At 69.1% G+C, this 25,575-nt stretch carries 23 protein-coding genes and 1 tRNA gene; 12 read left to right on the top strand and 12 right to left on the bottom strand.

Annotated elements, in window-relative coordinates:
- Positions 1–46: 46 nt before the first annotated feature.
- Complete coding sequence (locus ACUZ2Y_RS12470; RefSeq protein WP_476330176.1) at positions 47–442, top strand: dihydrofolate reductase family protein; 396 nt, start codon at positions 47–49, stop codon at positions 440–442.
- Between the two features lie 422 nt (positions 443–864).
- Here the strand turns inward: ACUZ2Y_RS12470 and ACUZ2Y_RS12465 are convergent.
- Together ACUZ2Y_RS12465 and orn are read right to left on the bottom strand one after the other, a co-directional pair.
- Positions 865–940, bottom strand: a tRNA-His gene (locus ACUZ2Y_RS12465).
- A gap of 64 nt (positions 941–1,004) precedes the next feature.
- Entirely contained in the window at positions 1,005–1,613 is a 609-nt protein-coding gene (orn, locus tag ACUZ2Y_RS12460) for an oligoribonuclease (RefSeq protein ID WP_476330173.1), read from the bottom strand.
- 107 nt (positions 1,614–1,720) lie between these two features.
- Here orn and ACUZ2Y_RS12455 point away from each other — a divergent pair, with 107 nt between their 5' ends.
- Positions 1,721–3,256, top strand: a complete 1,536-nt coding sequence (locus ACUZ2Y_RS12455; RefSeq protein WP_476330170.1) for a helicase HerA-like domain-containing protein — start codon at positions 1,721–1,723, stop codon at positions 3,254–3,256.
- A 39-nt stretch (positions 3,257–3,295) separates the two neighbouring features.
- Positions 3,296–4,774, top strand: a complete 1,479-nt coding sequence (locus ACUZ2Y_RS12450) for a glutamate-cysteine ligase family protein (protein ID WP_476330167.1) — start codon at positions 3,296–3,298, stop codon at positions 4,772–4,774.
- A 486-nt stretch (positions 4,775–5,260) separates the two neighbouring features.
- On the opposite strand, the gene ACUZ2Y_RS12445 is transcribed toward ACUZ2Y_RS12450, so the two are convergent.
- The 4 genes from ACUZ2Y_RS12445 to ACUZ2Y_RS12430 are packed head-to-tail and all read right to left on the bottom strand — an operon-like array spanning position 5,261 to position 8,595.
- Positions 5,261–6,760 carry a PH domain-containing protein gene (locus ACUZ2Y_RS12445; protein ID WP_476330164.1) on the bottom strand — a complete coding sequence of 500 codons (1,500 nt, stop codon included), beginning with the start codon at positions 6,758–6,760 and terminating at the stop codon, positions 5,261–5,263.
- Positions 6,757–7,254 (bottom strand): PH domain-containing protein, encoded by a 498-nt coding sequence (locus ACUZ2Y_RS12440; protein WP_476330161.1) that lies wholly within the window; start codon positions 7,252–7,254, stop codon positions 6,757–6,759. The genes ACUZ2Y_RS12445 and ACUZ2Y_RS12440 overlap by 4 nt, the downstream gene beginning before the upstream one ends.
- Positions 7,255–7,302: 48 nt before the next feature.
- The gene (locus ACUZ2Y_RS12435) at positions 7,303–8,136 is read right to left on the bottom strand and encodes a phosphotransferase family protein (protein ID WP_476330159.1); all 834 of its coding nucleotides are present in this window, start codon (positions 8,134–8,136) and stop codon (positions 7,303–7,305) included.
- 9 nt (positions 8,137–8,145) lie between these two features.
- The gene (locus ACUZ2Y_RS12430) at positions 8,146–8,595 is read right to left on the bottom strand and encodes a glycine-rich domain-containing protein (RefSeq protein ID WP_476330156.1); all 450 of its coding nucleotides are present in this window, start codon (positions 8,593–8,595) and stop codon (positions 8,146–8,148) included.
- Between the two features lie 208 nt (positions 8,596–8,803).
- Here ACUZ2Y_RS12430 and ACUZ2Y_RS12425 point away from each other — a divergent pair, with 208 nt between their 5' ends.
- Positions 8,804–10,168, top strand: coding sequence for a hypothetical protein (locus ACUZ2Y_RS12425; RefSeq protein WP_476330154.1), 1,365 nt, complete (start codon positions 8,804–8,806; stop codon positions 10,166–10,168).
- On the opposite strand, the gene ACUZ2Y_RS12420 is transcribed toward ACUZ2Y_RS12425, so the two are convergent.
- Together ACUZ2Y_RS12420 and ACUZ2Y_RS12415 are read right to left on the bottom strand one after the other, a co-directional pair.
- The gene (locus ACUZ2Y_RS12420; protein ID WP_476330152.1) at positions 10,160–12,082 is read right to left on the bottom strand and encodes an SDR family oxidoreductase; all 1,923 of its coding nucleotides are present in this window, start codon (positions 12,080–12,082) and stop codon (positions 10,160–10,162) included. The two genes, ACUZ2Y_RS12425 and ACUZ2Y_RS12420, sit on opposite strands and share 9 nt — an antisense overlap.
- 62 nt (positions 12,083–12,144) lie before the next feature.
- Positions 12,145–12,345, bottom strand: a complete 201-nt coding sequence (locus tag ACUZ2Y_RS12415) for a hypothetical protein (protein ID WP_091383483.1) — start codon at positions 12,343–12,345, stop codon at positions 12,145–12,147.
- A gap of 183 nt (positions 12,346–12,528) precedes the next feature.
- On the opposite strand from ACUZ2Y_RS12415, the gene ACUZ2Y_RS12410 reads away from it, so the two are divergent.
- Complete coding sequence (locus ACUZ2Y_RS12410; RefSeq protein WP_476330149.1) at positions 12,529–13,761, top strand: NAD(P)/FAD-dependent oxidoreductase; 1,233 nt, start codon at positions 12,529–12,531, stop codon at positions 13,759–13,761.
- Here the strand turns inward: ACUZ2Y_RS12410 and ACUZ2Y_RS12405 are convergent.
- The gene (locus ACUZ2Y_RS12405) at positions 13,754–15,073 is read right to left on the bottom strand and encodes a multidrug effflux MFS transporter (RefSeq protein ID WP_476330147.1); all 1,320 of its coding nucleotides are present in this window, start codon (positions 15,071–15,073) and stop codon (positions 13,754–13,756) included. The genes ACUZ2Y_RS12410 and ACUZ2Y_RS12405 overlap by 8 nt on opposite strands.
- A gap of 176 nt (positions 15,074–15,249) precedes the next feature.
- Here ACUZ2Y_RS12405 and ACUZ2Y_RS12400 point away from each other — a divergent pair, with 176 nt between their 5' ends.
- The 3 genes from ACUZ2Y_RS12400 (at position 15,250) to ACUZ2Y_RS12390 (ending at position 17,886) form a co-directional block, all read left to right on the top strand.
- Positions 15,250–16,251 carry a tetratricopeptide repeat protein gene (locus ACUZ2Y_RS12400; RefSeq protein WP_476330145.1) on the top strand — a complete coding sequence of 334 codons (1,002 nt, stop codon included), beginning with the start codon at positions 15,250–15,252 and terminating at the stop codon, positions 16,249–16,251.
- 79 nt (positions 16,252–16,330) lie between these two features.
- Complete coding sequence (locus tag ACUZ2Y_RS12395) at positions 16,331–16,555, top strand: hypothetical protein (protein WP_476330143.1); 225 nt, start codon at positions 16,331–16,333, stop codon at positions 16,553–16,555.
- 179 nt (positions 16,556–16,734) lie between these two features.
- On the top strand, positions 16,735–17,886 hold the full coding sequence (locus ACUZ2Y_RS12390; RefSeq protein WP_476330140.1) for a lactate 2-monooxygenase: 1,152 nt from the start codon (positions 16,735–16,737) through the stop codon (positions 17,884–17,886).
- Between the two features lies 1 nt (position 17,887).
- On the opposite strand, the gene ACUZ2Y_RS12385 is transcribed toward ACUZ2Y_RS12390, so the two are convergent.
- Complete coding sequence (locus ACUZ2Y_RS12385; RefSeq protein ID WP_476330138.1) at positions 17,888–19,540, bottom strand: bifunctional 3'-5' exonuclease/DNA polymerase; 1,653 nt, start codon at positions 19,538–19,540, stop codon at positions 17,888–17,890.
- Positions 19,541–19,659: 119 nt separating this feature from the next.
- Between ACUZ2Y_RS12385 and ACUZ2Y_RS12380 the strand changes: the two genes are divergently transcribed.
- Both ACUZ2Y_RS12380 and ACUZ2Y_RS12375 read left to right on the top strand, forming a co-directional pair.
- Positions 19,660–21,276 carry an acyl-CoA synthetase gene (locus tag ACUZ2Y_RS12380; protein ID WP_476331758.1) on the top strand — a complete coding sequence of 539 codons (1,617 nt, stop codon included), beginning with the start codon at positions 19,660–19,662 and terminating at the stop codon, positions 21,274–21,276.
- Between the two features lie 259 nt (positions 21,277–21,535).
- Positions 21,536–22,711: a S8 family peptidase gene (locus ACUZ2Y_RS12375; RefSeq protein ID WP_476330136.1), complete on the top strand. Its 1,176-nt coding sequence runs from the start codon at positions 21,536–21,538 to the stop codon at positions 22,709–22,711.
- 66 nt (positions 22,712–22,777) lie between these two features.
- Here ACUZ2Y_RS12375 and ACUZ2Y_RS12370 read toward each other — a convergent pair whose 3' ends face one another.
- Positions 22,778–23,362 (bottom strand): NADPH-dependent FMN reductase, encoded by a 585-nt coding sequence (locus ACUZ2Y_RS12370; protein WP_476330134.1) that lies wholly within the window; start codon positions 23,360–23,362, stop codon positions 22,778–22,780.
- A gap of 82 nt (positions 23,363–23,444) precedes the next feature.
- On the opposite strand from ACUZ2Y_RS12370, the gene ACUZ2Y_RS12365 reads away from it, so the two are divergent.
- Complete coding sequence (locus ACUZ2Y_RS12365) at positions 23,445–24,059, top strand: TetR/AcrR family transcriptional regulator (RefSeq protein WP_476330131.1); 615 nt, start codon at positions 23,445–23,447, stop codon at positions 24,057–24,059.
- On the top strand, positions 24,056–25,006 hold the full coding sequence (locus ACUZ2Y_RS12360) for an aldo/keto reductase (protein ID WP_476330128.1): 951 nt from the start codon (positions 24,056–24,058) through the stop codon (positions 25,004–25,006). Before ACUZ2Y_RS12365 ends, ACUZ2Y_RS12360 begins: the two co-directional genes overlap by 4 nt.
- On the opposite strand, the gene ACUZ2Y_RS12355 is transcribed toward ACUZ2Y_RS12360, so the two are convergent.
- Positions 24,981–25,571, bottom strand: coding sequence for a TetR/AcrR family transcriptional regulator (locus ACUZ2Y_RS12355; RefSeq protein ID WP_476330126.1), 591 nt, complete (start codon positions 25,569–25,571; stop codon positions 24,981–24,983). The genes ACUZ2Y_RS12360 and ACUZ2Y_RS12355 overlap by 26 nt on opposite strands.
- Between the last annotated feature and the right edge of the window lie 4 nt (positions 25,572–25,575).

Genomic DNA, 25,575 nt, shown 5'->3' with positions numbered 1-25,575 from the left:
GGACGTGAACGTGGCGATCCGCGCCACACCTACCTGGGGAGCACGTTTGCGCAAGCTGTCTTCCACGCTGTTCGTGTCGCTCGATGGGGTGGCCGAGAGCCCCGGCGATTGGCAGTTCGAGTTCGACGAGGAGATGGGCGCGGCGATGACCACGACCCTGGAGATCTCGGACGCGGTGTTGCTCGGCCGTGTCACCTACCAGGAGTGGGCTCAGTACTGGCCGACCGCGGAGACCGACGAGGACTTCGCCAACTGGATCAACACCAACCCCAAGTATGTCGCGTCGACCACCTTGGATTCGGTCGACGACTGGCCCAACAGCACCCTCCTCAAGGGCGACGTCGCCACCGCCGTACGGGACCTCAAAGAGACCGGCGGCAGCACCATCAGCGTCGCAGGCAGCCCCGGCCTCGTCCGTTCCCTCCTAGACCAAACCTCCTAGACGAGTTGGTCCTCCTAATCCACCCCGTAGTGGCAGGCGAGGGCCGCAAGAAGCTCTTCACCGACAACACCCCCCTAAAGGAGCTGGAACTGGTAAGCGCCACCCCCACCTCCAGCGGCGTAATCATCGCCACCTACCACCCCACAAAGTGCCCCAGGGGCGCGGCGGCCCCCACCGCCGCGCCCCTGATCGCGAGCGCAGCGAAGCACCCACGAGTCCGGCAGGGCTGGGTTGCTCACCGTCGCACCGTGTGCGACCCAGCCGTTGGTTACGCACCACGATGCGCGCAGCGCGAGCCCGCACTGGTTGTCCGGCAGGGCTGGGTTGGTCCCCGATCGCACCGTGGGGGTCTGGGGGGTCGCCCTCCAGGACAAATGACGAACCCCCCTCGTCTGCGCTTTCCGCAGACAAGGGGGGCCCAATGGGGTGAGTGACGGGACTTGAACCCGCGGCATCCTGGACCACAACCAGGTGCTCTACCAGCTGAGCTACACCCACCATCTGCACCGGTGTACTGGTGCTGGAACATCGTAGCGTGTCGGTTGGGTGGGGTTGAAATGGGTTATGGCTTGGGTGTCGGCTTGACGGATTCGGCCACTGCTTTCGCCTCTTCCGTTGTGGGTCCTGGTTGGGCGACGAAGGCGGTTCCCCGGTAGTAGCGCAGTTCGCGGATCGACTCTTGGATGTCGGCGAGGGCGCGGTGGGCGAGGCCTTTGTCGGGCTGCGCGTAGTAGATCCTCGGGTACCAGCGCCTGCAGAGTTCTTTGATCGAGGAGACGTCGATCATCCGGTAGTGCAGGTGGTTGTCGAGTTCGTGCATGTCGCGGGCGAGGAAGCCGCGGTCGGTCGCGATCGAGTTGCCGCACAGGGGTGCGGTGCGGATCTCGGGGACCCATTGTTTGATGTAGTCGAGTACTTGGCGTTCGGCTTCGGCGAGGGTCAGGGTGCTGGCGCGGACTTCTTCGGTGAGGCCGGAGCGCGCGTGCATTTCGCGGACCACGTCGGGCATGCCGTCGAGGGTGGCGTCGTCGGTGTGGATCACGAGGTCCACCCCGGGGCCCAGGACGTTGAGTTCGGAGTCGGTGACCAGGGCGGCGATCTCGATCAGGGCGTCTTTGCCGAGGTCGAGCCCTGTCATCTCGCAGTCGATCCATACCAGGCGGTCCGTCACCAGGCGAGCTTATCTCCCCTGGCTGTGGGGTTCGTTCCCCCGGCGCGCCGGGGGAAGTCGTTCTAGGCTTCCGCGTGGTTCTGACGGCTTGTCTGAGGGAGGCGCCCATGCCTGAGCAGTCGAGTCCGGCCCAGGAGATCGCGGCCGGTTACGCAACGTCGGGGAGCGCGGTCGAGTTGGGGTCGGTGGTCGTGGACGGCCAGGTCGACGCGGGGGCGCGGGTGCGGATTCCGTTGGCGATGATGAACCGGCATGGGTTGGTCGCGGGTGCGACGGGCACGGGTAAGACGAAGACTTTGCAGGGCATCGCCGAGCAGTTGTCGAATGCCGGGGTGCCGGTGGTGATGGCTGATGTCAAGGGTGATCTTTCGGGCTTGGCGCAGCAGGGCGCGTCGAACGACAAGGTCACGGCGCGGGCCGCGGACACGGGGGATGACTGGGCGCCGACCGCGTTCCCCGTGCAGTTCCTGTCGTTGGGGACCAGTGGCATCGGGGTTCCGGTGCGGGCGACGATCAGCGGGTTCGGGCCGATTCTGTTGTCGAAGGTGCTCGGTCTCAACGACACCCAGGAGTCCACGCTCGGCTTGATCTTCCATTGGGCCGACACGAAGGGCCTGCCGCTGCTCGACACCAAGGACCTGCGCTCGGTGATCACGCATCTCACCAGCGACGCGGGCAAGGCTGATCTGCAGGGCATCGGCGGTGTGTCGTCGGCCACCGCGGGCGTCATCCTGCGTGCACTGTCCAATTTGGACGCTCAGGGTGGGAACGAGTTCTTCGGCGAGCCCGAGCTGGCGGTGACCGACCTCATCCGCCAGACCGACGGCAAGGGTGTCATCAGCCTGTTGGAGCTGGGCAACCTGCAGGGCAAGCCCGCGCTGTTCTCGACCTTCCTGATGTGGCTGCTGGCCGAGCTGTTCGAGGAGCTGCCCGAGGAGGGCGATCTCGACGCGCCCAAGCTGGTGTTCTTCTTCGACGAGGCGCACCTGCTCTTCCATGACGCGTCGAAGGCGTTTCTCGACCGCATCGAGCAGACCGTGAAGCTGATCCGGTCCAAGGGCGTCGGTGTGTTCTTCTGCACACAGCTGCCGACCGACGTGCCCAACGCGGTCCTCTCGCAGCTCGGTGCGCGCGTGCAGCACGCGCTGCGGGCGTTCACCCCGGACGACCAGAAGGCGCTGACCCAGAACGTCAAGACGTACCCCACGACCCCGCACTACGAGCTGGGCAAGGCGCTGACCTCGCTGGGCATCGGTGAGGCGGTCGTCACGGTGCTCAGCGAGAAGGGCGCGCCGACGCCGGTCGCGTGGACCCGGCTGCGCGCGCCACGTTCCCTGATGGACACCATCGGCGACGACGCCATCAAGCAGGCCGCCGCCGCCTCTGAGCTGCACGGCAAGTACTCGCAGGCCGTGGACCGTGAGTCCGCCTACGAGATGATGGCGCAGAAGATGGCACCGCCCGCCGAGCAGCCCCCGGGTGAGCAGCCGCAGGAGCAGCGGGCGCCCGCGCGGGAGAAGGAAGAGCCGGGCTTCATCGAGCAGGTGATGGGCAACAGCGCGGTCAAGTCGTTCTTCCGGTCGGCCGCGAGCGCGCTGGGCCGTGAGATCACGCGTGGGGTGTTCGGCACACGCAGGCGGTGACCTGTGGCGCGGGGCGCGCCGATCCACCACCCTTGGGGCATGGGCAAGGATGTCGAGTCGACTGAGTTCACCCGCGCCGACCGCCAGCGGTTCCGGCAGAAGATCCGACGCTGCCTGGACGTGTTCGCGCAGATGCTCTCCGAGTCGCGGTTCGAGTCCGAGCGGCCGATGGCCGGGCTGGAGATCGAGCTCAATCTCGTCGACGACGCGGGTGACCCGTCCATGCGTAACGCCGAGGTGCTGGCCGCGATCTCGGACCCGGCTTTCCAGACCGAGCTGGGCCGGTTCAACATCGAGATCAACCTTCCGCCGCAGCGGTTGAAGCCGAACGGCCTGGTGGCGTTCGAGGACCTGGTCCGCGCGAGTCTCAACGAGGCGGAGGCGAAGGCGAGCAAGGTCAACTCGCACATCGTGATGGTCGGGATCCTGCCGACGCTGCGCCGCAACCACATCTCGGTGAACACGCTGTCGGCCAATCCCCGGTACAAGCTGCTCAACGAGCAGGTCTTCGCCGCCCGCGGGGAGGACCTGGAGATCAACATCGGCGGCCCGGAGCGGCTGGTGACCCAGGCCGACTCGATCGCCCCGGAAAGCGCGTGCACCAGCGTGCAGTACCACCTGCAGGTGGCGCCGGAGGACTTCGCGAAATTCTGGAACGCCAGCCAGGTCGTCTCGTCGATCCAGCTCGCGATGGGCGCGAACGCGCCGTATCTGTTCGGCAAGCAGCTGTGGGCCGAGACCCGGATCGCGTTGTTCGAGCAGGCCACGGACACCCGCCCGGATGAGCTCAAGGCGCAGGGCGTGCGGCCGCGGGTGTGGTTCGGCGACCGGTGGATCACGTCGATCTTCGACCTGTTCGAGGAGAACGTGCAGTACTACTCGGCGCTGCTGCCGCTGTGCGACGAGGAGGACCCGGTGGAGGTCCTCGCTCGCGGCGACACGCCGGAGCTGCACGAACTGCGGCTGCACAACGGAACCATCTACCGCTGGAACCGCCCGATCTACGATGTCGTGCACGGTCGCCCCCACCTGCGGGTGGAGAACCGTGTCCTGCCGGCGGGCCCGTCGGTGGTGGACACGATGGCCAATGGCGCCCTCTACTTCGGCCTGGTCCGCGCGTTGGCCGACCAGGACCGCCCACTGTGGACGCAGATGAGCTTCTCCGCCGCCTTCGACAACTTCCACGCCGCCGCCCGCAACGGCATCGACGCGCGTGTCTACTGGCCCGGTGTCGGCGAGGTCCCCGCCGCGGAATTGGTGCTGCGCCGCCTCCTCCCGATGGCCCACGACGGCCTCGACGCCTGGGGTGTCGCCTCCGCCGACCGTGACCGGCTGCTCGGCGTGATCGAGCAGCGCTGCATCACCGGCCGCAACGGCGCCACCTGGCAGGTCGACGTGGTGCGCGGCTTGGAGGCCAACACGTCGGTCAACCGTGAACAGGCCCTGCGTGAGATGACCCGCCGCTACGCGAAGTTCATGCACAGCAACGAACCCGTCCACACCTGGCCCGTCTCATGACGAGGGCAGGGAGGGCCGAAGCAAGTCGGGAATGGCGGTGTCGGCGAGCCCGGTGCCCGGTGACCGGTGACCGATGACAAGTCGGTCCGACGCTGGAGGAAGGTTGGTCGGTCTTCCACCCGATGATCCCGGTGCGCTGCTGGGCTACCGTCTCGCGGTCGAGCGAGCCGGAACCCGTCCACACCTGGCTCGTCTCATGACGAGTGCCGCGTCGAGGGGGACGCGGCGCTCGGTCCCTGACCGGATTCGCCACTCGCGGTCGAGGGCGGCGGTGGTCACCTCAGTGACCCGGTCCTCGCCGTGGGCCGCGATGACCGTGCGCTTGGTCCGGTGGGAATGCGGTGTTTGGCGACCAGCCCGGGCGTATCCGGCCAGTTCAGCGACCTTGCCCTGGCGGCGATGAGCGCGGACGGTGTCCAGCCGCGGATACCGCCGTTCGCCTCCAGCACTTCCACGACATGGGCACGACTTGGGCACCGACGCTGGTCAGGGACTGCGTGACAGGAAGGGCCGGAGCAGGTCAGGAATGGCGGCGTCGGCGAGCTTGAGGCCATCGCTCTCGCCGATGTCGACCACGGTGTACCCGCCCTTGCCGGCTGCGGTGATCGCGGTGACCGATAACAATCCCGCTCGACGCTGGAAGAAGGTCTGGCCGATCTTCCACCCGATGATCCCGGTGCGCTGCAGGGCTACCGTCTCCCGGTCGAGCGAGCCTGACCGGCTGACGAGGTAGCGATCGGTCAGCGCGTGGCCGAGGTTGCGGTAGCGGTCCAGTCCGAGGAGGACGGACACGGGCACCAGGCACACCGCCAGGATCCACAACCAGGGCGGCCACCCGGCGATCCCGGCGAGCAGGGCCAGCACACCGGCCACGACCAGGTTGGGACCCACCGCCCGGACCAGCCGCCGGTCCCGCGCCCGCGCGGGGTGGCGGGTCAGGTCGGCCGAGGTCGGATCAGCCAGCAGCACTCGCTCGGCCACCCGGTGTGCCTCGTCGCGTGGGGCAGGTGGGAGGAGGAGGTTGCTGCCGCTGGCCCGGCCCAGCCCGGTCGTCACGGCGGTCAGCCGGGCGCCCCGGCCTGCCCGCAGCAGGAGCGGTTCGTGCAGCGAGACGCCGCGCAGACGTTGCTCCTCGACTGACACGGAGCGGGTGGTGAGCAGACCGCGTCGGACGCGGACGGTGCCGTCGGGGTTGCGGGTCAGCCGGAAGTCGTGGTTCTGCAACAGGTACGCGAGCAACGACAGCAGCACCGAGACCACAAGAACCAGACCCACCACGACCGGGATCACCGCGAGCGGAGTGGTGTTGAGCACCCAGTGGAACACCGACCGGATCAGTCCCGCTTCGGAGAACTCCAGGTTCAGCTCGCGGGCGAGGTTCATCCCGAAGCCCGCCGCGAGACCGATCGTCAACAGCCCGGACATGGTCAGCGGCGCGTACCGGTACCAGCGTTTGTCCAGGTGAGAGAGGGACGTGCTGTCGTCCTCGCCGACAATGGGCTGGGTGGCGGTGGCCCGGCGCAGGAACACCTGCCGCAGTCGGTCGGCCTCCTGCGCGGTGACCGCGTCGAGGATGACACCGTCGGTGGCGGAGCGGCTCTGCTCGCCGGTGCCGACTCGGACGGCGGAGAGGCCGAACAGCCGGTGGCCGAGCTTCGCCGTCAGGTCGACCGTGCGGATGCGGTCGCGCGGGATGGCCAGGCGCTGGCGGTGCACGAGTCCTTTGTGGAGCTCGACTTGGGTCTCGGTGATCCGGTACTTGGTGGAGACCCAGCTGAACAGCCCATAGAGGACGAGCGCCCCGACGGTCGCACCACCGGCGACGATCCGCCAGGTGTCGCCGTTGCCCGCGAACATCAGGATGAACAGCGGGATGAGCAGGCCCATCAGCTCGTTGAGCGGCCGCACGATGATCATCCGCGGGTCGAGCCTGCCCCACTCGCGACTCGGCTCGACGACCGGCGGCGCGGCCGGGAACTCGGTCATGTGGCGTCCCCGGGGGTCGCCTGGGTGGTCGAGACCAGCTCATCGGTGAGCCGGGCGGCGACACTGGCGTCCAGGTTCTCGATCTTCACCGGCCCGGCCGCGGACGCCGTGGTGACCGTGACCGTCGCCAGCTTGAGGAGTTGCTGCAACGGCCCACGCGCGGTGTCGACCGTCTGGATGCGCGACACGGGCGCGAGCCGCCACTCTTGGTTGATCCACCCGCTTCGGGTGAACACCGCGTCCGGGTTCGTCTCCCACCGGTGCACCGCGTACCGCCAGCGCGGCATGACCAGCACGTGCACCACGGCCACGACGACACTCACGATCGCCACCGTCTGCGCCCAGGCCGGGGGATCGTCGTTGACCAGCAGGTGGATGCCCTGCCCGCCGAGCACGACCACCCAGCCGACCAGCGCGCTCAGCGTCCAATGCAGGATCGCCCGCCGACTCACCAGATTGACCGGCGCGCGAAGCTGCCACTCCGTGTTGTTCACAGGCCCAGTCTGCCTGGAATCGGCGTGCGCCACCCTCCTCCTTTAGTCCTAGGACCTCTCAGCCCGCAGTCGTAGATCGACCCACGCCTGGGCGGCGGCGGTGAGCGGCGGCCGGTGGGGGAGGGGGTCGGTGTGCTCGAGGTAGGTCCAGATCCCCAGCACGGCGACGGCGAACGCGGTGGCTCGCGCCTCCGGCAGTGTCCCAACCAGACGCTGCGCGTCCTCGGGCTGATGTCCCGCTTCGATCAGTCGGATCACCAGGAACGCGCGATCAACCCAGTGCGCCCCCTGTCTTGCCCACGCCCAGTCCACGACTCGGACCTGGTCGTCGATCAGCAGGTTCAGGGCATGGATGTCTGTGTGCAGCAAGGAGTCACCTCGGACGAGGTCCACGGCCCGCGACTCCCAGGCCACGTACTGGTCGGGGACGTCCATCCGAAGGCGCAGTCGCCGCCACGCGGCGAGCCGCGCCCACTGGTCGGCCAACACCGGACCACTCGGTGGTGCGGGACTCCGCAGCTCAGCCACCGCGTGGACCGTCGCATCGACATCCGGCGAGCCCGGCGCGAGATCGGCATGGCGGCCCGCGACCTGCTCGAAGCCGAGGACCAGCCATCCCTCGGTTTCGACTTGCCAGAGCAGTCGGGGAGCGGCGGGCGGCAGGAACGCGTTGATACAGGCTTCGTGCCGGTGCATTGCCGCCCTTGGGCTATCGGTGCGGATGCCTTTGCAGAACACGTGACCGGCGTCGATCCGGAGGGTCGCGGTGAAGTCCGATTGGCGACCGACACCGGGATCTTCGGCGTCGGTCACCACGCCGCACTCGGCCGTGACAGCGGCCCGAACGGGTGCGGGAAGGTCAGTCCAGGCGAGGCGGCTCATCGGACCTCTTCAGCAGGCAGGCGGTGGCGGCGGATCGTCGTGGCAGCCGCCGTGGCACTGGGTGCACTTGGCCTCGGTAGGCAACCACAGCGGTAGGTCCACCACGAATCCGGCGGCGCGCATCGCGCGAACCGACCGCTTGACGTCGATCTCGGCTCGTCGGGTGCCGTCGCCGGGCCGGTGGTGGATGAACCGGCCGGCCACCATGCGGCAGAACTCGGCGTACTCACGGGTGTGCAGGAGGAAGGCGTGCCAGCCCTCGTCGACGATCGCGCTGGGGGCGAGCGGCTCGCCGTGGTTCGTGCCACAGGTGCCCAGAAACGCGAGGGCTTGATCGACGATCCGGTCCGCGCGCGTCGGCGGGTGGTGCCCGTCGCGTTCGACGCGGGCGGAGAGCCTGGTGAAGAGCCGTTCCGGGACGAGCGACCGCCCGGTGGTCCCTTCGATGGTGCCGGTCATCAGCGGTCCTTTCCGATATCGGATGAGTCGGCTCCAGCGAATCGCCCCGCGCGCGGAGAAGGCAGTCCCAGAAGTCGGGCAGAACGCTCACTCGGCACCCCGGGGTCTCACTTGGGTCCTACTTCGACCGATCAACCCAGATCAGCTGGGGTCGGAGTCCCATGGCCGCTACCGTGAGCGACTGAGTGACTACCGTTCTGGAGGGGCGATGGCCGCCGAACTCGACGGCAATCCCGCGCTCCGCCTGCTGATGGCTGACGCGGGTCTGAGCAACACGGCCTTGGCCAATGCCGTGGTTGCCGAGGGCAGGCAGAAAGGAATTCACCTAGGAACCACGACAACCTCGGTTCGACGGATGCTTGACGGCTGTCAGCCCAGGTCACCGGTGCCGCTGCTGGTGGCGGGGGTGCTGTCCAGGCGGTTGGGCTACCGGGTCTCGGTGGCCGATTGCGGATTCGCCGACCGCGTGCAGGCGGGCGACACGTTCGACGGGTTGCGGACCTCGGTGACGTTAAGTGGCACTATCGCCACCGTGGCGGAACTGTCGGGACGGGATCTCAGTCGGCGAAACTTCATGCTCGGGTCCACGTTCGCCGCTGCCGCGTTCGCTGAGCCCGCATGGATGGCGATGACAGCCTCGCCTGAGGGTGCGTTCGCCGACGGTGGTCGAATCGGCCGGGCGGACGTGGAGATCGTGCGCTCGACGGTGCGCCATTTCGAGAAGCTGCACCGACTGCACGGCGGCGGCCGGGTTCGGGAGCAGGTGGTGCAACTGGTCCACCAGCAGAGCCGCCACATGCGCGAGGGCAACCACGGGCAAGCCGTGGGCCGGGACCTGGCGGGCGCACTCGCCGAAGCCACGTTCCTCGCCGGTTTGACCTCTGTGGACAGTGGGCGACACGCGCTCGGGCAGCGGTACTACGCGCAGGCTCTGGGGCTCGCGATGCGGGCGGGGGATCAGTCCTTCGGCGCCAACGTCCTTTCCGAGATGAGTCGGGTGACCATCGACATCGGCGCGAACAGCGCCGACCGCGAGGAGGCGGATCAGGCCGGGCTCCGGGCGGCCTCGCTGGCGAGGTCCGCGTTGCACGTGATCGGCGAGCGGGCGACACCAGCGGTCTCGGCATACCTGCACGCGATCGAGGCGCGCAGCCTGAGCCTTCTCGGTGACCGGCAGGGCACCTCGGACGCGCTTGACGCCGCTCGGCGGGCGTTCGACCGGGGGCCCGGGGACGAGCCTGGCTGGCTGGGGCACTACGGAGAAGTCGACCTGACCTCCGACATCGGCCAGTGCCTGCGCGACACCGGCCGCCCGAGGCAGGGCGTCGCCATGCTTGAGCGGGCCTTGGCCGCGCTCCCCAAGACCCGCGTGACCTCCCAGGTCAAGACGCGCATCCACATCGCCGCCGCCTACTTGGAACTGGGCGAGCACGACCAGGCTGACCGGACGGTCGCCGCCGCGCTCGACCTCAACAATGGCATCGCCTCCGAGCGGATCGCCGAGCGCGTGAAGGCGTTGCGGCGGAGGGCGCGGGACTGTGGTGCGAGCCAGGTCGACGAGCGCCTAGCGTAGGCCGCGCCAGATCGGGCGGACCACCGCCGACGCCAGCACGGCCAGCGGACGTTCCGGGCGGCTGCGCGCCTCCGGTGCCGACTCCGGCATCACCCGGTACGCCACGTTCATCAGCTGCCGTGCCACCCCGGGCGCGAACACGCGCAGCAGCTCCATGGCGAACCCCTCCGCCCGCTGGACGACCTCCCCGCGACCCTCCAACGCGCGGATCACCAGGTCCGCCGCCGTGCGCGGGGAGCTGGCCGGCATCCGGGAGTACGCCTTCGTGGCTCCGATCATGGGGGTCCGGACCAGCGGCATCCGCACGGACGCGATCGTGATGCCGTCCGCCAACAGCTCGCGCCCGGCGGAGCGGCTGAACGACTCCAGGGCGCCCTTGGACGCCAGGTACGCGGAGAACCGCGGGGTGTCGGTCTGCAGTCCCATGGTCGTCACGTTCACGATCCGGCCGAACCCCCGCGCGCGCATGCCTGGCAACAGCCCCAGGGTGAGCCGCAGTGGCGCGAAGTAGTTCAGGGACATGGTGCGCTCGAAGTCGTGGAGGCGGTCGACCGACAGGTGGACCGAACGGCGGATCGAGCGGCCCGCGTTGTTGACCAGCATGTCGACCACGCCCAGGTTCTTGACCAGCGCGTCGACGGAGTCGGCGTCGGTGAGGTCGCACGGGTGGACTTCGGCGACGCCCCCGCCGGCCTCGATGGTCTCGCGCAGCTGCTCCAGTTCGGGCTGCCTGCGGGCCACCAGCAGCACGGTCGCACCCTTGCGGGCGGCGGCCAGCGCCGTGGCCTTGCCGATGCCGGAGGACGCCCCGGTGATGGCGATCCGCTTGCCGCGCAACGACTCCGCGTGCAGCCAAGCGCGCTCGGGGTCCAGGTGCTCGGTCCAGTACCGGACCAACGCGCCCGCGTACGAGCGCAGCGGCGGGAGGGTGATGCCGCTGCCCGCGAGCGCGGCGACCGTCGCGGTGGAGTCGAAGACGGTGGGGAGATCCATGTGCGGGACGACCTCGGCCGGGATGCCGAGTTCGGCGAGAACCGCCGCGGGCACCGGGCCGACCCGACGGGCCGGTGGGAGGCGGAACGGCAGGGTCGCTTTGATCTGGGGTGCGCCCACAGCGGCGGCAAGGGCGTTGAACACGTCCACGACGCGCTGGCGACCGTTCTCCGTGAGGTGGTACGTCTGGCCCGATGGCGCGTCCACGTGCATCAGGTGCGCCATGGCGTCGACGACGTAGTCGACCGGGACGATGTTGGTCCCGCCGAGCCCCGGCGCCACCAGCGGCAGCGCGGCGGGCAGCCGGGCGAGGCGGGTCAGCGCGGGCAGGAAGTAGTACGGGCCGTCGATCTTGTCCATCTCGCCGGTTCGCGAATCGCCGACGACCGCGGCCGGGCGGTAGATCCGGTACGGCACCGCGTCCTGCGCGCGTACCAGGCGTTCGGCTTCGAACTTCGTCGCGTGGTACGGCGAGTGGTGGTGCTGCCCGAGGTCGAAGTCGGCTTCGGTGAACCGGCCGCGGTGGTCGCCCGCGACGGCGATCGACGAGACGTGGTGGAACAGCGAGGCCCCGACGGCGCGGGCGAAGTCGAGGGCGTTGGCGGTGCCGACGACGTTGGCGGTGCGGTTGGCCTCATCCGATGCGGTGAAGTCGTAGATCGCCCCCAGGTGCACAACGTGATGGACACCGCCGACGCCGTAGGTCGCCGGATCGATGCCGAGGCCGGGCTCGGCCAGGTCGCCGATGACGGGAACCACGAGTTCGGGCCTCGACCAGTGCGTCGCCGCTTCGGTGAACCGCTCCATCGATCGCTGCCGCACCAGGACGTGCACGGTGTCGCAGTCCGGTCGGGAAACCAGCCGCTCGACCAGCCTGCGGCCGAGGAACCCCGTCGCGCCGGTCACGAAGTACGTCGTCATCCTGCCTCCTCCGAATACCAGCGAAACCTTACCTACTGGTCGGTAGGAAAGCGAGATTTTTGTCAGCCAGCCTCAACTGAGGCATCCACGACGGCATCCCGCAGGGCCGCGCGCAGCCTGCCGACGTCGAGTGGCGACAGGATCGCGGTCTCGCCCGGCGGCGCGACGAGGACGACCCGGCCCTGTCGGACGAAGACCGTGACATCGCGTCTGCGGCCCGCGATATCCCGGCAGCTGACCGACCACTCCTTGCTGTTGCTCACTGATGCCCACCCTCTCGACCCGCCCGACGGTCGTAGTCCTGTCTATGTGATGACGCGCACGGTAACGAGCCGTGACGGCAGAAGGTGACGCGTTCTCAAGATTTTCGTGACGGGCGGTCCCTCAGGTGGAGGACTAACGTCGAAAACCCAGAACAAATACCGGGTCGCCCAGGAGGACACGCCATGGCGCCAGTGCGGCGGATCGTGATCGTCGGAACCGGACTGGCGGGCGGCACGGCCGCCGGTGAACTGCGCGAACTGGGGTTCGACGGCGAGATCGTCCTCGTCGGCCACGGCCCGCACCGGCCCTACGCGCTGCCCCCGCTGTCGAAGGCGGTACTGCTCGGCGAGGCCGAGGAACCGGACTGGGTGCACGAGGAGAGTTTCTACGCGGACAAGGACATCGATCTGCGTACCAGCACCGACATCCGCGAACTGCATCTCGGTGAGCGCGCCGTGGTCGACGGCGACGGGACCCGCATCCCGTATGACCGGCTCGTCCTCGCCACCGGTGCCGCGCCGCGCGGCCTGCCGGTGCCGGGCGGCGACCTCCACGGCCTGCACACCCTGCGGACCTGGGAGGACTCCCTGACCCTGCGGGCGACGTTCGCGCCCGGTGTCCGGGTCGTGATCGTCGGCGCGGGCTGGATCGGCTGCGAGGTCGCCGCGGCGGCGCGCAAACACGGCGCCGACGTCACCGTCGTCAACCCGCTTCCCCTGCCGCTGCACAAGACCCTCGGCGACACCGTGGCCGAGGTGTTCCGCGACCTGCACGCGGCCAACGGCGTCACCTGGCACCTGGGCATCGGCGTGGACGCCTTCACCGGCGACGAGGGCGTGGTGCGGGCCGTGCACCTCAGCGACGGCATCACGCTCCCGGCCGACGTCGTCATCGTCGGGGTCGGCGCGGCGCCGAGGCTGGAGTTGGCGAAGGCCGCGGGCCTGGAGCTGTCGGACTCGGTGCCGGGCGGCGGCGTCGACGTGGACGCCACGCTGCGCAGCTCCGCGCCGGACGTGTACGCCATCGGCGACATCGCCGCGCACTTCCACCCCCGCTACGGCAGGCGGGTGCGGGTCGAGCACTGGGCCAACGCCAAGGATCAGGGCAGCCACGTCGCGGGCAACCTGATCGGCGCCGCCGAGCCGTACACGGCGAGCCCGTACTTCTTCTCCGACCAGTACGACCTCGGCATGGAGGTACGCGGCCTGGCCAACCCGTTCACCGACGAACTGGTGGTGCGCGGCGACCTGGCGGCCCGCGAGTTCACCGCGTTCTGGACCCGCGGCGGCCGCGTGCTCGCCGCGATGAACGTGAACCAGTGGGACGACGGCGACGCCCTGCAGGCCCTGGTGGATCAGCGCGGCGAGGTCTCGGCCGACGACCTGCGCACCAAGCCGCTCGCCGACCTCATCTGAACCGGACGGAGTCCGCCGTCGGGGCGTCCCACAGGTCGCCCTCGTGCCGGGCGACGTCCGGGATCGGCAGGCCGGGGATCGGCTGGGTGTCGGCCTCGCGCCGGGTCTGGTAGCGGCCGGGGCGGTTCTTGGTGGGCCGGGTCAGCGCGAACGCCGCGAGCCCGAGGAGCGACAGCGTCGCGATCACCACGCCCATCGGCAGCGCCGTCGACGGGTTGCCGAGGCCGACCAGCGGCGCGGCGAGCCCGCCGATGATGAACTGCACCAGGCCGAGCAGCGCCGATGCCGTGCCCGCGCGGTGCCCATGGTCGGCCATGGCCAGCGCGGTCGAGTTCGGCGTCACCATGCCCACGCTGGCGACCACGACGAACAGGCCGGGCAGCAGATACACCAAGCCCAAGTTGAGATACGTCGTCACGAGCACCGCCACCCCGCCGGTCGCCGAGGTCAGCAGGCCGACGATCAGCAGCCTGCGTGGGGCGAACCTGCGCAGCAGCAGGCCGTTGACCTGGGCCATGATCACGATGCCGATGGCGTTGGCGCCGAAGAGGAAGCTGTAGTTCTGCGGGCTGAGCCCGTGCAGCTGCTGCAGCACGAACGACGACCCGGCGATGTAGGCGAACATCGCGCCCATGACGAACCCGGCCGCGGCGGCGTAGGCGATGAACGTCCGGTCGGTGCCGATCCGCCGGTATGTCCTCAGCACGTTGCCCAGTCGCGCGGGCCGTCGACCCAGCGGCGCGAGGGTTTCCGGCAGGGCGAACGCGGTGACCAGGAACAGCACCACGCCGAAGCCCGCCAGCACGATGAAGATCCCCGGCCACTGCGTGTACCGCAGCACCTGGCCGCCGATGATCGGCCCGAGGATCGGGCCCAGACCGTTGACCAGGAGCATCAGCGAGAAGAAGCGGGCGAGCGCGGCCCCGGAGAACATGTCGCGCACCGCCGCCCGGGCGATCACGATGCCCGCCGCGGCGCTGACACCCTGGCCGAGCCGCAGGAAGACGAGCGCCAGGACCGACGGCGCGACGGCGCAGGCCAGCGAGCTGAGCGTGTAGAGCGCCAAGCCGATCAGCAGCGGTCGGCGCCTGCCGTAGGCGTCCGACATCGGTCCCGCGATGATCTGGCCGCCCGCCAGCCCGATCATGAACGCGGTCAGCGTGATCTGGATCTTCGCCTGACCGGTGCCCAGCTGTTCGGCCATCGCGGGGAACGCGGGCAGGTACATGTCGATCGACAGGGGCCCGAAAGCACTCAGCCCACCCAGGATGAGGGCCAGCCGGGCTTTGCCCGGGATGGGTGAGGACTTCACCCGATCAGTCTATGGAAAACAGCGTTCAAGACGAGTCGCCGTCCACTGATGTGGCGAATCCTTCTTACACCGCGCGCACATCGGTGTGTTATCCGCACAAGACACGCGGGCGGATAACCGCCACCCCGATCGGGTCCCTTGACACACTGGGCCGCGACATGCGGGAGGGGGTGACCATGGCCGAGTCGATCGACGCGGTGCTGATCAAGGCCGCCGAGTTGACCGCGGCGGGACGCCCGGAGGTCGCGATCGACATCCTGCGCCCGGTGCTGACCGCGCACCCGGACTACGCCGAGGCGTGGTGCAGGCTCGCCGCCGCGCTGCTCGACGCGGGCGAGCCGCGGCACTGCCTCGACGCCGCCAAGCGGGCGATCACCCTGGGGGAGCGGTCGTGGGCGCACCGGCTCGCCAGCCTCGCCCTGACCGAACTGGGCCGCCACGACGAGGCCGCCGTGTCTGCCCGGGAGGCCGCGCGGCGTGACCCGAGCGACTGGCGCAACCACGTCACGCTGGCCGAGGCGCTCGGCCCGGTCTCGCCGCGTGAGGCGCTTGAGGCCGCCCGGCGCGCGGTGATCACCGCACCTGACGAGGCTCGGGTGCACGAGGTGTTGGGCATGGCCGCGGTCCGGGTGCGCGACTTCCCCGTGGCCAAGCGCGCTTTCGCCGACTCCTTACAGTTGGACCCAGGCAACGAAGTGGTTCGCGAAGAGCTGTCCCGGCTCGCGGGCGTGCGCGCGGAACCGTCGGCCCGGCCCCGCGACTCGAAGTTCGGACGCGCACACCGGATCGCGTTATGGCTGGTGCTGCGGCGGTGCTCCGCGTGGCTGGCCGTCGGCTCGTTCGTGCTGATGATCGCCGGTATGCCGACCCCGAGTCCGCTGCTGGTGTGGTTCGCGTTGGCCTTGGTGCTGACCGTGGCGGGCATCGCGGTCATGGGTGTGCTGGCCCTGCCGCACGGCCGGTACCCGCGCCCGGCGATGCTCCTGCGTCGCGAGCCGCAACTCGCCTTCGGCGTGGTCTTGCTTGGACTCGGCGCCCTGCTGCTCGCCATCTGGACCTTGGCGCTCGCGCTCGGGGCCCGCGGGATGCAACTGCTGACACCCGCTCTGGTCTGCGCGATCGGGTCGGCGATAGTCGGGTGGTACGGGCTCTGGCGAATGCGCGCATTCACCCGTTAGGGTGGCGCACCCTCTCGGATGGGGGCCGGATGGCGGCGATCACCGCCCCTCCGTCAGCGCGCGTACTAGGGGAAGATCCATGGAAATCCTTCGTAAGATCGCCGTGTTCCTGATGTTGGTCGGCTTCGTCTCCGCCGGCCTGTACTTCGCCGACTACCACCTCACGATCATCGCGTTCCTCGACGACTACCAGCCCGCGGCCGGACTGGGCATCGGCGGACTGGGCCTGGTCGCTCTATTGGTGACCGTCGCGATGGCCAAGAAGCCGGCCGAGCAGCCGCAGACCGCGCAGCCGCAGGCCTGATCCGTCTCTCTCACGGGGTCGGGCAGCGCGAGACTCAGCCCGACCCGTGAGAGAAGACGCGCTCGCCCCCATCCAACTGGACCTAAGGGACCGCGACGAAACCTGACCACGGTGCCCACCAGACCGCCACCATGAGACGCTAGGTGACCAAATCTCAAAATTTTCGGGGAGGCGGAACTGTGGGGTACCAGGACGAGATCTACCTTCAGGGGCTCGGTGACCAGCTCCCGCCGTTCACCACCGACGGGACCAGGCTGGAGGCCGTCGCCGAGGAGGCGATGGAGCCCGGGCCGTTCGGCTACGTCGCGGGCGGCGCCGGGTCCGGCGACACCATGCGGGCCAATCGGGACGCCTTCGCCCGCTGGCGCATCGTGCCGCGGATGCTGTGCGACGCGACCACCCGCGACACCAGCGTGACGGTGCTGGGCACCTCGATGCCTGCTCCGGTGCTGCTGGCGCCGATCGGGGTGCAGTCGATCGTCCATCCTGACGGTGAACTCGCTACGGCCCGCGCGGCCGGGTCGCTCGGGGTGCCGATGGTGCTGTCGACAGCTTCCTCGTACGCGTTGGAGGAGGTCGCCGAGGCCAATGGCGACGGGCCGCGGTGGTTCCAGCTGTACTGGCCCAATGAGGACGCGGTCTGCGTGAGCCTGCTGGAGCGGGCCAAGGCCGCCGGGTACACCGCTCTGGTCGTCACCTTGGACACGTGGACTTTGGCGTGGCGTCCACGTGATCTTGACCAGTCATATCTGCCGTTCCTGCGTGGGGTCGGTGTGGCGAACGCGTTCAGCGACCCGGCTTTCCTTGCGGGGCTGGAGAAGTCGCCCGCGGAGGATCAGGGTATGGCGGTGTTGCGGTGGGTGTCGCTGTTCACCGGGACCGACAAGAGCTGGGACCGGCTCTCGTTCCTGCGGTCACACTGGGACGGGCCGATCGTCCTCAAAGGAATCCAGCACGTGGTCGACGCGCGCCGGGCCGCTGATGCGGGAATGGACGGCATCGTGGTGTCGAACCATGGTGGGCGGCAGGTGGATGGGGCTATCGGGTCGCTAGAGGTGTTGCCGGAGATCGCCGCGGCTGTCGGGGATCAGGTCGAGGTGCTGTTCGACTCCGGGATTCGGACTGGTGCCGATGTGTTCAAGGCGTTGGCGCTGGGGGCTTCGGCGGTGTTGGTTGGGCGGCCTTACGTTTACGGGCTGGCGTTGGGTGGGGAAGCGGGGGTTCGGCATGCTGTTCGGTCGTTGCTCGCCGATTTCGATCTGACTCTTGGGTTGGCTGGTTCTCGGTGTGTGGATGATCTCGGGCTTGGGTCCGTCCGTTTGTCCACTTAGGTCACTTGGCGTCGGCGTAGGAGGTGACTGTTGTTGCCTCTAACGGAAACCGCACGGGGGTTGCGCCGAAGACCAGCGTGCTTGCCTGTTCCGCCGCCTTTGACACGTCGGCGGACACTGCCTCCGCGGACTCCTGCGGGCAGTGGACGATGACCTCGTCGTGTTGGAAGAAGACGATCCGCGCGTCCGGGGCCGAGGCGGCCAGGGTTCGGCGGAGTGTGGCCAGCATCGTCAGCGCCCAGTCGGCGGCACTGGCTTGGACGACGAAATTTCTGGTGAAGCGGCCCCACTCGCGGGCGGCCTGCCTGCCGCGCTTCTCTGCTTGTTCGCCTTCGTAATCTGAGGTGAGTTCCCGCCAGGCCTCGCTTGGGGGTGGGCTGGTTCGGCCCAGCCTTGATCGGACGACCCGGCCTTCCTCACCTGCCCGCGCCGCCTGCTCGACGTACTCGACGGCCTGGGGAAAACGCTTGCGCAGCACGGCGAGCAGCGGTCCCGCTTCGCCGCTGGTACCGCCGTACATCGCGGACAGCATCGCGATCTTCGCTCGGCCCCGGTCGCCGTCGAAGGCGTCAGCGGCGAGGCTCGTGTAGAGGTCCGAGGACGCCGACACCTCGGCGAATCGGCGGTCTCCGGAGAGTGCTCCCAGTACCCGGGGCTCCAGTTGGGACGCGTCCGCGCACACCAAGACCCATCCGGGATCCGATCGGACTGCCGTTCGCAGGGTCCGAGGCAACTGCAGGGCCGCGCCGCCGCGAGTCGCCCAGCGGCCGGAGACGACGCCGCCGACGACGTACTCGGGGCGGAAGCGGCCGCCGTCGACCCAGCTGTCCAGCCAAGACCAGCCGTGGGCGACATAGAGGCGCGACAGTTCCTTGTATTCCAACAGCGGCGCGACAGCGGGATGGTCGAGTTCCTTGATCACCCATGCCCGCGCCGACGGGACTTCCACGCCCTCCCGGGCGAACGCGCGCACGATGCTGGGTGGGTGGTCGGGATTGACCGGCCTGCCCGCGAACGCCGCGCTGATTCGGTCGGCCAGTTCGGCGAGCTTCGCCGGGCGGACGCCGGGCGCGGTCCTCGGGCCCAACAGGTCTTCGAGCATGGCCAGGTGGACGTCGGTGCGCCACGGCAGGCCGTGGTGCGACATCTCCGACGCCGCCAACGCCCCCGCTGACTCGGCCGCGACCAGCAGGCGCAGACGGTCGGGCTGGGCGGTGGCGGCGATCCGGCGCTCCTGGTCGGCGAGGACGGCGACGGCGGCGTCGAGTGGGTCGGCTCCGGCCGGGGTTGTGCCGCGGTCGGCCTCGAACAGGGTGGGCTGCTCCCCACGGGTCTGCGGACGCGGGTCGGCGGGCTCGGGCAGGCCCCTGGTCCGCGCCCAGGCCGCACCCAGGTTGCGGGGGTGGTGGGGACGTTCCTCGAACCCCAGCAAGATGCCCTCGGCCAGGGCGAGGTCATGACACCGGTCGAGCCGCACCCCGGCCCGCAGCAGCTTCGGGTACAGCTCCTCGGTGGACGGCAGCACCCACCGCACGTCATGGCGCCGCTGCTGCTCGCCCATCCAGGCCGCGAGGTCGCCAACAGCCTCGGTCGGGCCGTCGAGAACCCGGACCCGACCAGCCCCATCACTCTCCGGCACCACCGCGATCCGCACACCGGCGATTCTGCGCCATCCCACTGACAGATACCGGCAGTTGACTCGCGAGTAACTTGTGCGGCACCTTGACTCGTCGGTAACTCGAATGACCACGGGAGGCTCCGTTGAGCGACTACATGACCCTGGTGCGCGACCTGGCGGGCAAGGTGCCGACGGTCGTCCGCAGCGTCGATGTGATGCGCAAGGCCGGGCTGGTCCCGATGACCCGGCCCGACCACGTGGTCAAGTCCATGATCGCCGTGCGGCAGCTGGGTCCGATCGCGGGCGCCGCGCGGGTGGCCGCCAACCGCGACCACCGGGCCGTCGGCCTCGTCGACGAGCTCGGGCCGCTGACCTTCCGCCAGCTCGACACCCGGTCCAACGCGCTCGCCCGCGCGCTGGCCGAGCGCGGTGTCACGGAGAAATCCGTGGTCGCACTGCTCGCCCGCGACCACCGCGGCGCCGTGGAGACCATGCTCGCCGCGGGCAAGCTCGGCGCCCGGCTGCTGCTGATGAACACCGGGTTCGCGAAGCCGCAGCTGGCCGACGTGGCCAAGCGCGAAGGCGTCACCGTGTTCATCCATGACCAGGAGTTCAGTGAGCTCGCCACCGCGCTGCCACCCGAGATCCCGCGGTTCATCGCGTGGACTGACTCCGCGGTCGCGGATGTGCGCACGCTTGAGGAACTCATCGCGAACACCGACGACCGGTCGGTGCCCGCGCCGTCGGAGCCGGGCGGGATGGTGTTGCTGACCAGCGGAACCACCGGAACGCCGAAGGGCGCGCCGCGCCAGGTGCGCTCGCCGCTGGCCGCCGCGCAGTTCCTCGACCGCATCCCGCTTCGCGCGGGGGAGAGCACCGTGCTGGGCGCGCCCCTGTTTCACGGGACCGGGCTCTCGCAGTTCATCATCAGCTTCGCGCTGGGCTCCGCGGTCGCGATGCGTCGCAAGTTCGATCCGGAGCAGATCCTGAAGATGATCGAGGACAACAAGGCGACCACGCTGGTGCTGGTGCCGACGATGCTGCAGCGCGTCCTCGACGTCGGTCCGGAGGTTCTGGCCCGGTATGACACCAGTTCGCTGCGGATCCTGTTCACCGCGGGCTCGGCTCTCTCACCGGAGCTGGGCAACCGCGCGACCCGCGCGTTCGGCGACGTGATCCACAACCTGTACGGCTCGACCGAGGTCGCCGTCGCCACGGTCGCCACGCCGCAGGACTGGCGGGCCGCGCCGGGCACCGTGGGCAGGCCGCCGGTCGGCTGCCAGGTGCGCCTCTACGACGACGCGGGCAAGCAGATCACCGAGCCGAACGTCACCGGTCGGATCTTCGTCGGCAGCGGCCTGAGCTTCGGCGGGTACACCGACGGGCGCAACAAGGACATCATCGACGGCCTGCTCTCCATCGGTGACGTCGGTCACTTCGACGCCGACGGCCTGCTGTTCATCGACGGCCGCGACGACGACATGATCGTCTCCGGCGGGGAGAACGTCTTCCCGGCCGAGGTGGAGAACCTGCTCGTGGAGTACCCGGGCGTGGTGGAGGCCGCGGTGCTCGGCACCGAGGACCCCGAGTTCGGCCAGCGGCTCAAGGCGTACGTCGTGGTTGACACCGACGTCAGCGCGGACGAGCTGCGCGAGCACGTGAAGTCGAACCTGGCCCGCTTCAAGGTCCCGCGCGATGTCGTCTTCATCGACGAGCTGCCCCGCAACGCCACCGGAAAAGTTGTCCGAAAGCAGCTACGCGAAATGGGATGAACCTCGGCGGCCCCTGACGCGACCGGACCTAAGGGGACCGTGCGGTGCTCGACCACGGTGACCGCGACACCGGACCTCTCCTTGAAAGGCGACTGCTGGGAAAACTCCGGGGAGGCGGACTAGTGAAGATCCCAGGCCAGCCGCACTGAACAGACAATGTGTCTGGTCTGCTCGGCGTAACAGTGGCAAGTGGCAACTGTTGCCCTTTCTTGTCGAAACGTCATTGCATGGCATTTCCAACAAGAAAGGAACACCTTTCATGACACTGAGGCGCGAAGGTCGTCGGGGCCGACTCGCAATCGGCTTCGCACTCATCGGCTCGGCGGCGACCGTTGTCGCGTTGGCGGCTCCCGCACAAGCGCAGGAGGGCGAGATCCTGCTGGCAGGGAGCCCAGACGCGGTCGAGGGCAGCTACATCGTGATGCTCAAGGATGGTGCGCGCAGCCAGTCCGCGGATGTCGCCCATAACTATGGTGGAAAGGTTCGCGCAACCTACGAAAGTTCTGTCAACGGATTCTCGGTCACAATGTCGGAATCGCAGGCTCGCAAACTCGCGGCCGATGACGCGGTCGAATTCGTGCAGGCAAACCAGAAAATTCGGGCACTTGACGTCCAGCCGAATCCGCCGTCCTGGGGACTCGACCGGATCGACCAGGCCGACCTGCCGCTGGACAAGTCGTTCACCTACAGCGGCAAGGCGGACAACGTCACCGCGTTCGTGATCGACACCGGCGTCCAAGCCGACCACCCGGCACTCGGCGGGCGAGTCTCGGGCGGCTTCGACGCCATCGATAACGACGACAAGCCCGACGACGAGAACGGCCACGGCACCCACGTGGCGGGCACGATCGGCAGTGCGGAGTACGGCGTCGCCAAGGGCGTGAAGATCGTCCCGGTGCGGGTACTCGACGCGCAGGGCAGCGGCACCACCGAGGGCGTCGTGGCGGGCATCGACTGGGTCGCAAAGAACCACCAGGGCCCGTCGGTGGCGAACATGAGTCTCGGCGGTGGCGCCGACGAGGCGCTCGACAAGGCGGTGCGGGCGGCCATCGAGTCCGGGGTCACCTTCGCGGTGGCCGCGGGCAACAGCTCGGACGACGCGGGCGGCAGCTCGCCCGCGCGCGTCCCCGAGGCGCTGACCATCGCGGCGTCGGACAACACCGACAAGCAGGCCGAGTTCTCCAGCTTCGGCAAGGTCGTCGACCTCTACGCGCCCGGCGTGGACATCACCTCGGCGTGGATCGGCGGGGAGACCAAGACGATCAGCGGCACGTCGATGGCCACCCCGCACGTCGCGGGCGCGGTCGCGCTGTACCTGGCGGCCAACCCGGACGCCACCCCGTCGGCTGTCGCGGAGGCCATCACCGCCGCGGCGACGAAGGACAAGATCGGCGGGATCAACCCGGACACGGTGAACCTGCTGCTCAAGGCGTGACCTGAGAACGGATCGGTGGGCCCGGCACCTCGCGCCGGGCCCACCGGTCTTTCCGTGCCGCTGTTTCTATGCTGCGATTGGCTCGCGCAGCGGCTTGAGCGCGTGGGACCAGGCCACGACCTCGTCGAGCATCGTGGCCAGGGACTGCCGCTGGTGCTCGCCGGGCGCGAAGACCCCCGGCTCGGCCGGGTCGGTGATCACGAAATCGGTGAACAGCCCCAGCGCCACCTGGCTGCGCACCCCGGCGACCTTGAGTTCGGCCAGCGTCAGCCGTAGGTGCTCCACGGCGCGCGTGCCGCCTGCCGTGCCGTAGCTGACGAAGCCCGCGGCCTTGTTCGCCCACTCGGCGAACAGGTAGTCGATCGCGTTCTTCACCACCGCCGGGTACGAGTGGTTGTACTCCGGTGTCACGAACACGAACCCGTCGTAGGACGCGATGGTCTTGGACCAGCGCACCGTGTGCTCGTTGCGGTAGTCGCCGAACAGCGCGGGCACGGGCTCGTCGAGCAGCGGCAGGGCGTAGTCGGCCAGGTCGACCAGTTCCAGCACCGCGTCGGTGCGCTCGACGGCGGCCTCCTCGACCCAGCGGGCCACCATTTCGGCACGGCGGCCAGGCCTGGTGCTGCCGACGATCACGGCGATTCGGGTCATCTCTCGCGGTCCCCCTTCGGTTTGTCGCTTGCCCTGCTAAGGTACAACGAGCGTTGTAACAAGTAAAACGATGGGTGCAAAAATGGTTCAGGAACGACCGCGCGGGGGACTGGCGGAGAAACGCCGGTCGATCCTCGCCGGCGCGCTGACGGTGTTCGCGCGCGACGGCTACACCCGGGCGAGCGTCGACGCGATCTCCGCCGAGGCAGGCGTGTCCACGCGCACGGTCTACAACCACTTCCAGGACAAGGCGCACCTGTTTCGTGCGGTGATCCAGGACAGCGCCGAACGGGCCGCCGCCGCGCAGATCGCGCTGGTCGACAAGCATCTCGGCAAGATCGTCTCGCTGGAGCAGGACCTCATCGACTTCGGTGTGGACCTGGCCAAACCGGTCGCGGAGTCGGTCGAGCATTTCGCCCTGGTGCGCCAGGTCAACGCGGAGGCCGGGCACATCCCGCCCGAGGCCGTCGAGGCCTGGCAGGAGACCGGCCCGCTGCGCGTGCGCCGGGAACTGGGCAAGCGACTGGCCGCCATCCCGGCCCTGCGCACCGACGACCCGGAGCGCGCGGCGCTGCACCTGATGGCGCTGGTGTTCCCGTGGAACCCGTCGTTCCAGGCGGGCGCGCTCACCGACGCGGAGATCACCGAGGCCGTGACCGCGGGCGTCCGCGCTTTCCTTTACGGGTACGCGAGATGATGGGCTACCGGCTGCTCGGCCGCACCGGGCTGCGCGTCTCCGACCTGTTCCTCGGCGCCATGCGGTTCACCTCGACTGACGCGGCGCGTCCCGTCTTCGACCGCTATGCCGAGGCGGGCGGCAACGTCATCGACACCGCGGTCACCTACGGCGGCGGCCAGAGCGAACTGGTCGTCGGCGACCTGCTCACCGGCAGGCGCGACCGGTTCGTGCTGTCCACTAAGTACACGATGACCCGCGACGCCACCGACGTGAACGCGGCGGGCAATCACCGCAAGAACTTGGCGCTGTCACTGGAAACCAGCCTGCGGCAGCTGCGCACGGACTACATCGACCTGTTCTGGATCCATATGTGGGACCAGAACACGCCGATCGAGGAGACCATGCGCGCCCTCGACGACGCCGTCCGCTCCGGAAAGGTGTTGTACGTAGGCGTTTCGGACGCACCGGCGTGGGTTGTCGCGCGAGCGAACACTTTGGCGGAGTGGCGTGGATGGTCGCCGTTCGCCGGTCTTCAGGTGCCGTACAACCTGCTGAACCGCGACATCGAACGTGAACTGCTGCCGATGGCGGAGTCACTGGGCCTGAGCGTCGCCGCGTGGGCGCCCTTGGCTCACGGCGAGCTGTCCGGCAAGGGGAAGGGACCGGTGGTGAACGCCCTGGGCCAGGTCGCGGCCGAGATGGGCGCCAGCCCGGCACAGGTGGCGATCGCGTGGACGATGGCCCACTCCCCGGTGGTGCATCCACTCCTCGGCGCGAGCCGGGTGGAGCAGATCGAGGACAACCTGGGCGCGCTGGAGATCGCGCTTCCCGCTGAAATGGTGGCGCGGCTGGAAGCGGCCACCGACTTCACCCTCGGCTTTCCCGGCGACTTCATCGGGAAGGTGGGCGGCCCCGTCTTCGGTGACCATCATGACCGGGTCAGGTCGCGTCGGACGGTTCTTTGACCTCGTTCGCCAACAACACCACGTTGTCCAGCGCGCTGAGCAGCAGACCGACCAGAGCCTCCCGGTCCGACCGCTCCCGTCCGGTCCACTCGATCGTCAGCTCCTCCGCGAACGCCCACCACGCCCGCACCGCCAACACCACAGGCTCTGCCGGGTCGACCAGCCCCAGCGCCGACATCACCCGCACGCTCAGCTCGTCCTGCGTCTCGTCGTGGATCTCCTTGACCCAGTCGTCCAGCCCGGAGGCGCGGAACAGCCCCACGTACTGCGTGCGGCGGCGTTCGATGAAGGCGACGTAGCCCTCCACGATCGCCCGCGTGTCATCACCGGGCTGGGCGGACCGCAGCAAACGCCTGCCGGCGGCCCGCACGACCTCGACGTAGTAGTCCTGCTTAGTGGGGAAGTAGTGGAACAGCAGGCTGCGGGAAATGCCCGCCTCAGCCGCCACCTCATCCACCGTGACCTGGTGGATCGGCCGCACCGTGAGCATCCGCAGGCCGATGCCGATCAGCTGTTTGCGCCGGTCGGCCGCCGTGCGGCGGACCCTGGTGGGTGCTTCGGACATACGT

Source organism: Actinokineospora sp. UV203 (genome assembly GCF_056323665.1).
Note: the sequence above shows the minus strand (reverse complement) of the source record. Positions and strands in the feature narration are given on the sequence as shown.

What these genes read in the sequence shown, in the direction of transcription:
- ACUZ2Y_RS12455 (WP_476330170.1), top strand. Translation starts at nt 1,721, where the DNA reads ATGCCTGAGCAGTCGAGTCCGGCCCAGGAGATCGCGGCCGGTTACGCA.
- ACUZ2Y_RS12450 (WP_476330167.1), top strand. Translation starts at nt 3,296, where the DNA reads ATGGGCAAGGATGTCGAGTCGACTGAGTTCACCCGCGCCGACCGCCAG.
- ACUZ2Y_RS12445 (WP_476330164.1), bottom strand. Translation starts at nt 6,760, where the DNA reads ATGACCGAGTTCCCGGCCGCGCCGCCGGTCGTCGAGCCGAGTCGCGAG.
- ACUZ2Y_RS12435 (WP_476330159.1), bottom strand. Translation starts at nt 8,136, where the DNA reads ATGAGCCGCCTCGCCTGGACTGACCTTCCCGCACCCGTTCGGGCCGCT.
- ACUZ2Y_RS12430 (WP_476330156.1), bottom strand. Translation starts at nt 8,595, where the DNA reads ATGACCGGCACCATCGAAGGGACCACCGGGCGGTCGCTCGTCCCGGAA.
- ACUZ2Y_RS12425 (WP_476330154.1), top strand. Translation starts at nt 8,804, where the DNA reads ATGGCCGCCGAACTCGACGGCAATCCCGCGCTCCGCCTGCTGATGGCT.
- ACUZ2Y_RS12420 (WP_476330152.1), bottom strand. Translation starts at nt 12,082, where the DNA reads ATGACGACGTACTTCGTGACCGGCGCGACGGGGTTCCTCGGCCGCAGG.
- ACUZ2Y_RS12410 (WP_476330149.1), top strand. Translation starts at nt 12,529, where the DNA reads ATGGCGCCAGTGCGGCGGATCGTGATCGTCGGAACCGGACTGGCGGGC.
- ACUZ2Y_RS12400 (WP_476330145.1), top strand. Translation starts at nt 15,250, where the DNA reads ATGGCCGAGTCGATCGACGCGGTGCTGATCAAGGCCGCCGAGTTGACC.
- ACUZ2Y_RS12395 (WP_476330143.1), top strand. Translation starts at nt 16,331, where the DNA reads ATGGAAATCCTTCGTAAGATCGCCGTGTTCCTGATGTTGGTCGGCTTC.
- ACUZ2Y_RS12380 (WP_476331758.1), top strand. Translation starts at nt 19,660, where the DNA reads ATGACCCTGGTGCGCGACCTGGCGGGCAAGGTGCCGACGGTCGTCCGC.
- ACUZ2Y_RS12375 (WP_476330136.1), top strand. Translation starts at nt 21,536, where the DNA reads ATGACACTGAGGCGCGAAGGTCGTCGGGGCCGACTCGCAATCGGCTTC.
- ACUZ2Y_RS12370 (WP_476330134.1), bottom strand. Translation starts at nt 23,362, where the DNA reads ATGACCCGAATCGCCGTGATCGTCGGCAGCACCAGGCCTGGCCGCCGT.
- ACUZ2Y_RS12365 (WP_476330131.1), top strand. Translation starts at nt 23,445, where the DNA reads ATGGTTCAGGAACGACCGCGCGGGGGACTGGCGGAGAAACGCCGGTCG.
- ACUZ2Y_RS12360 (WP_476330128.1), top strand. Translation starts at nt 24,056, where the DNA reads ATGATGGGCTACCGGCTGCTCGGCCGCACCGGGCTGCGCGTCTCCGAC.
- ACUZ2Y_RS12355 (WP_476330126.1), bottom strand. Translation starts at nt 25,571, where the DNA reads ATGTCCGAAGCACCCACCAGGGTCCGCCGCACGGCGGCCGACCGGCGC.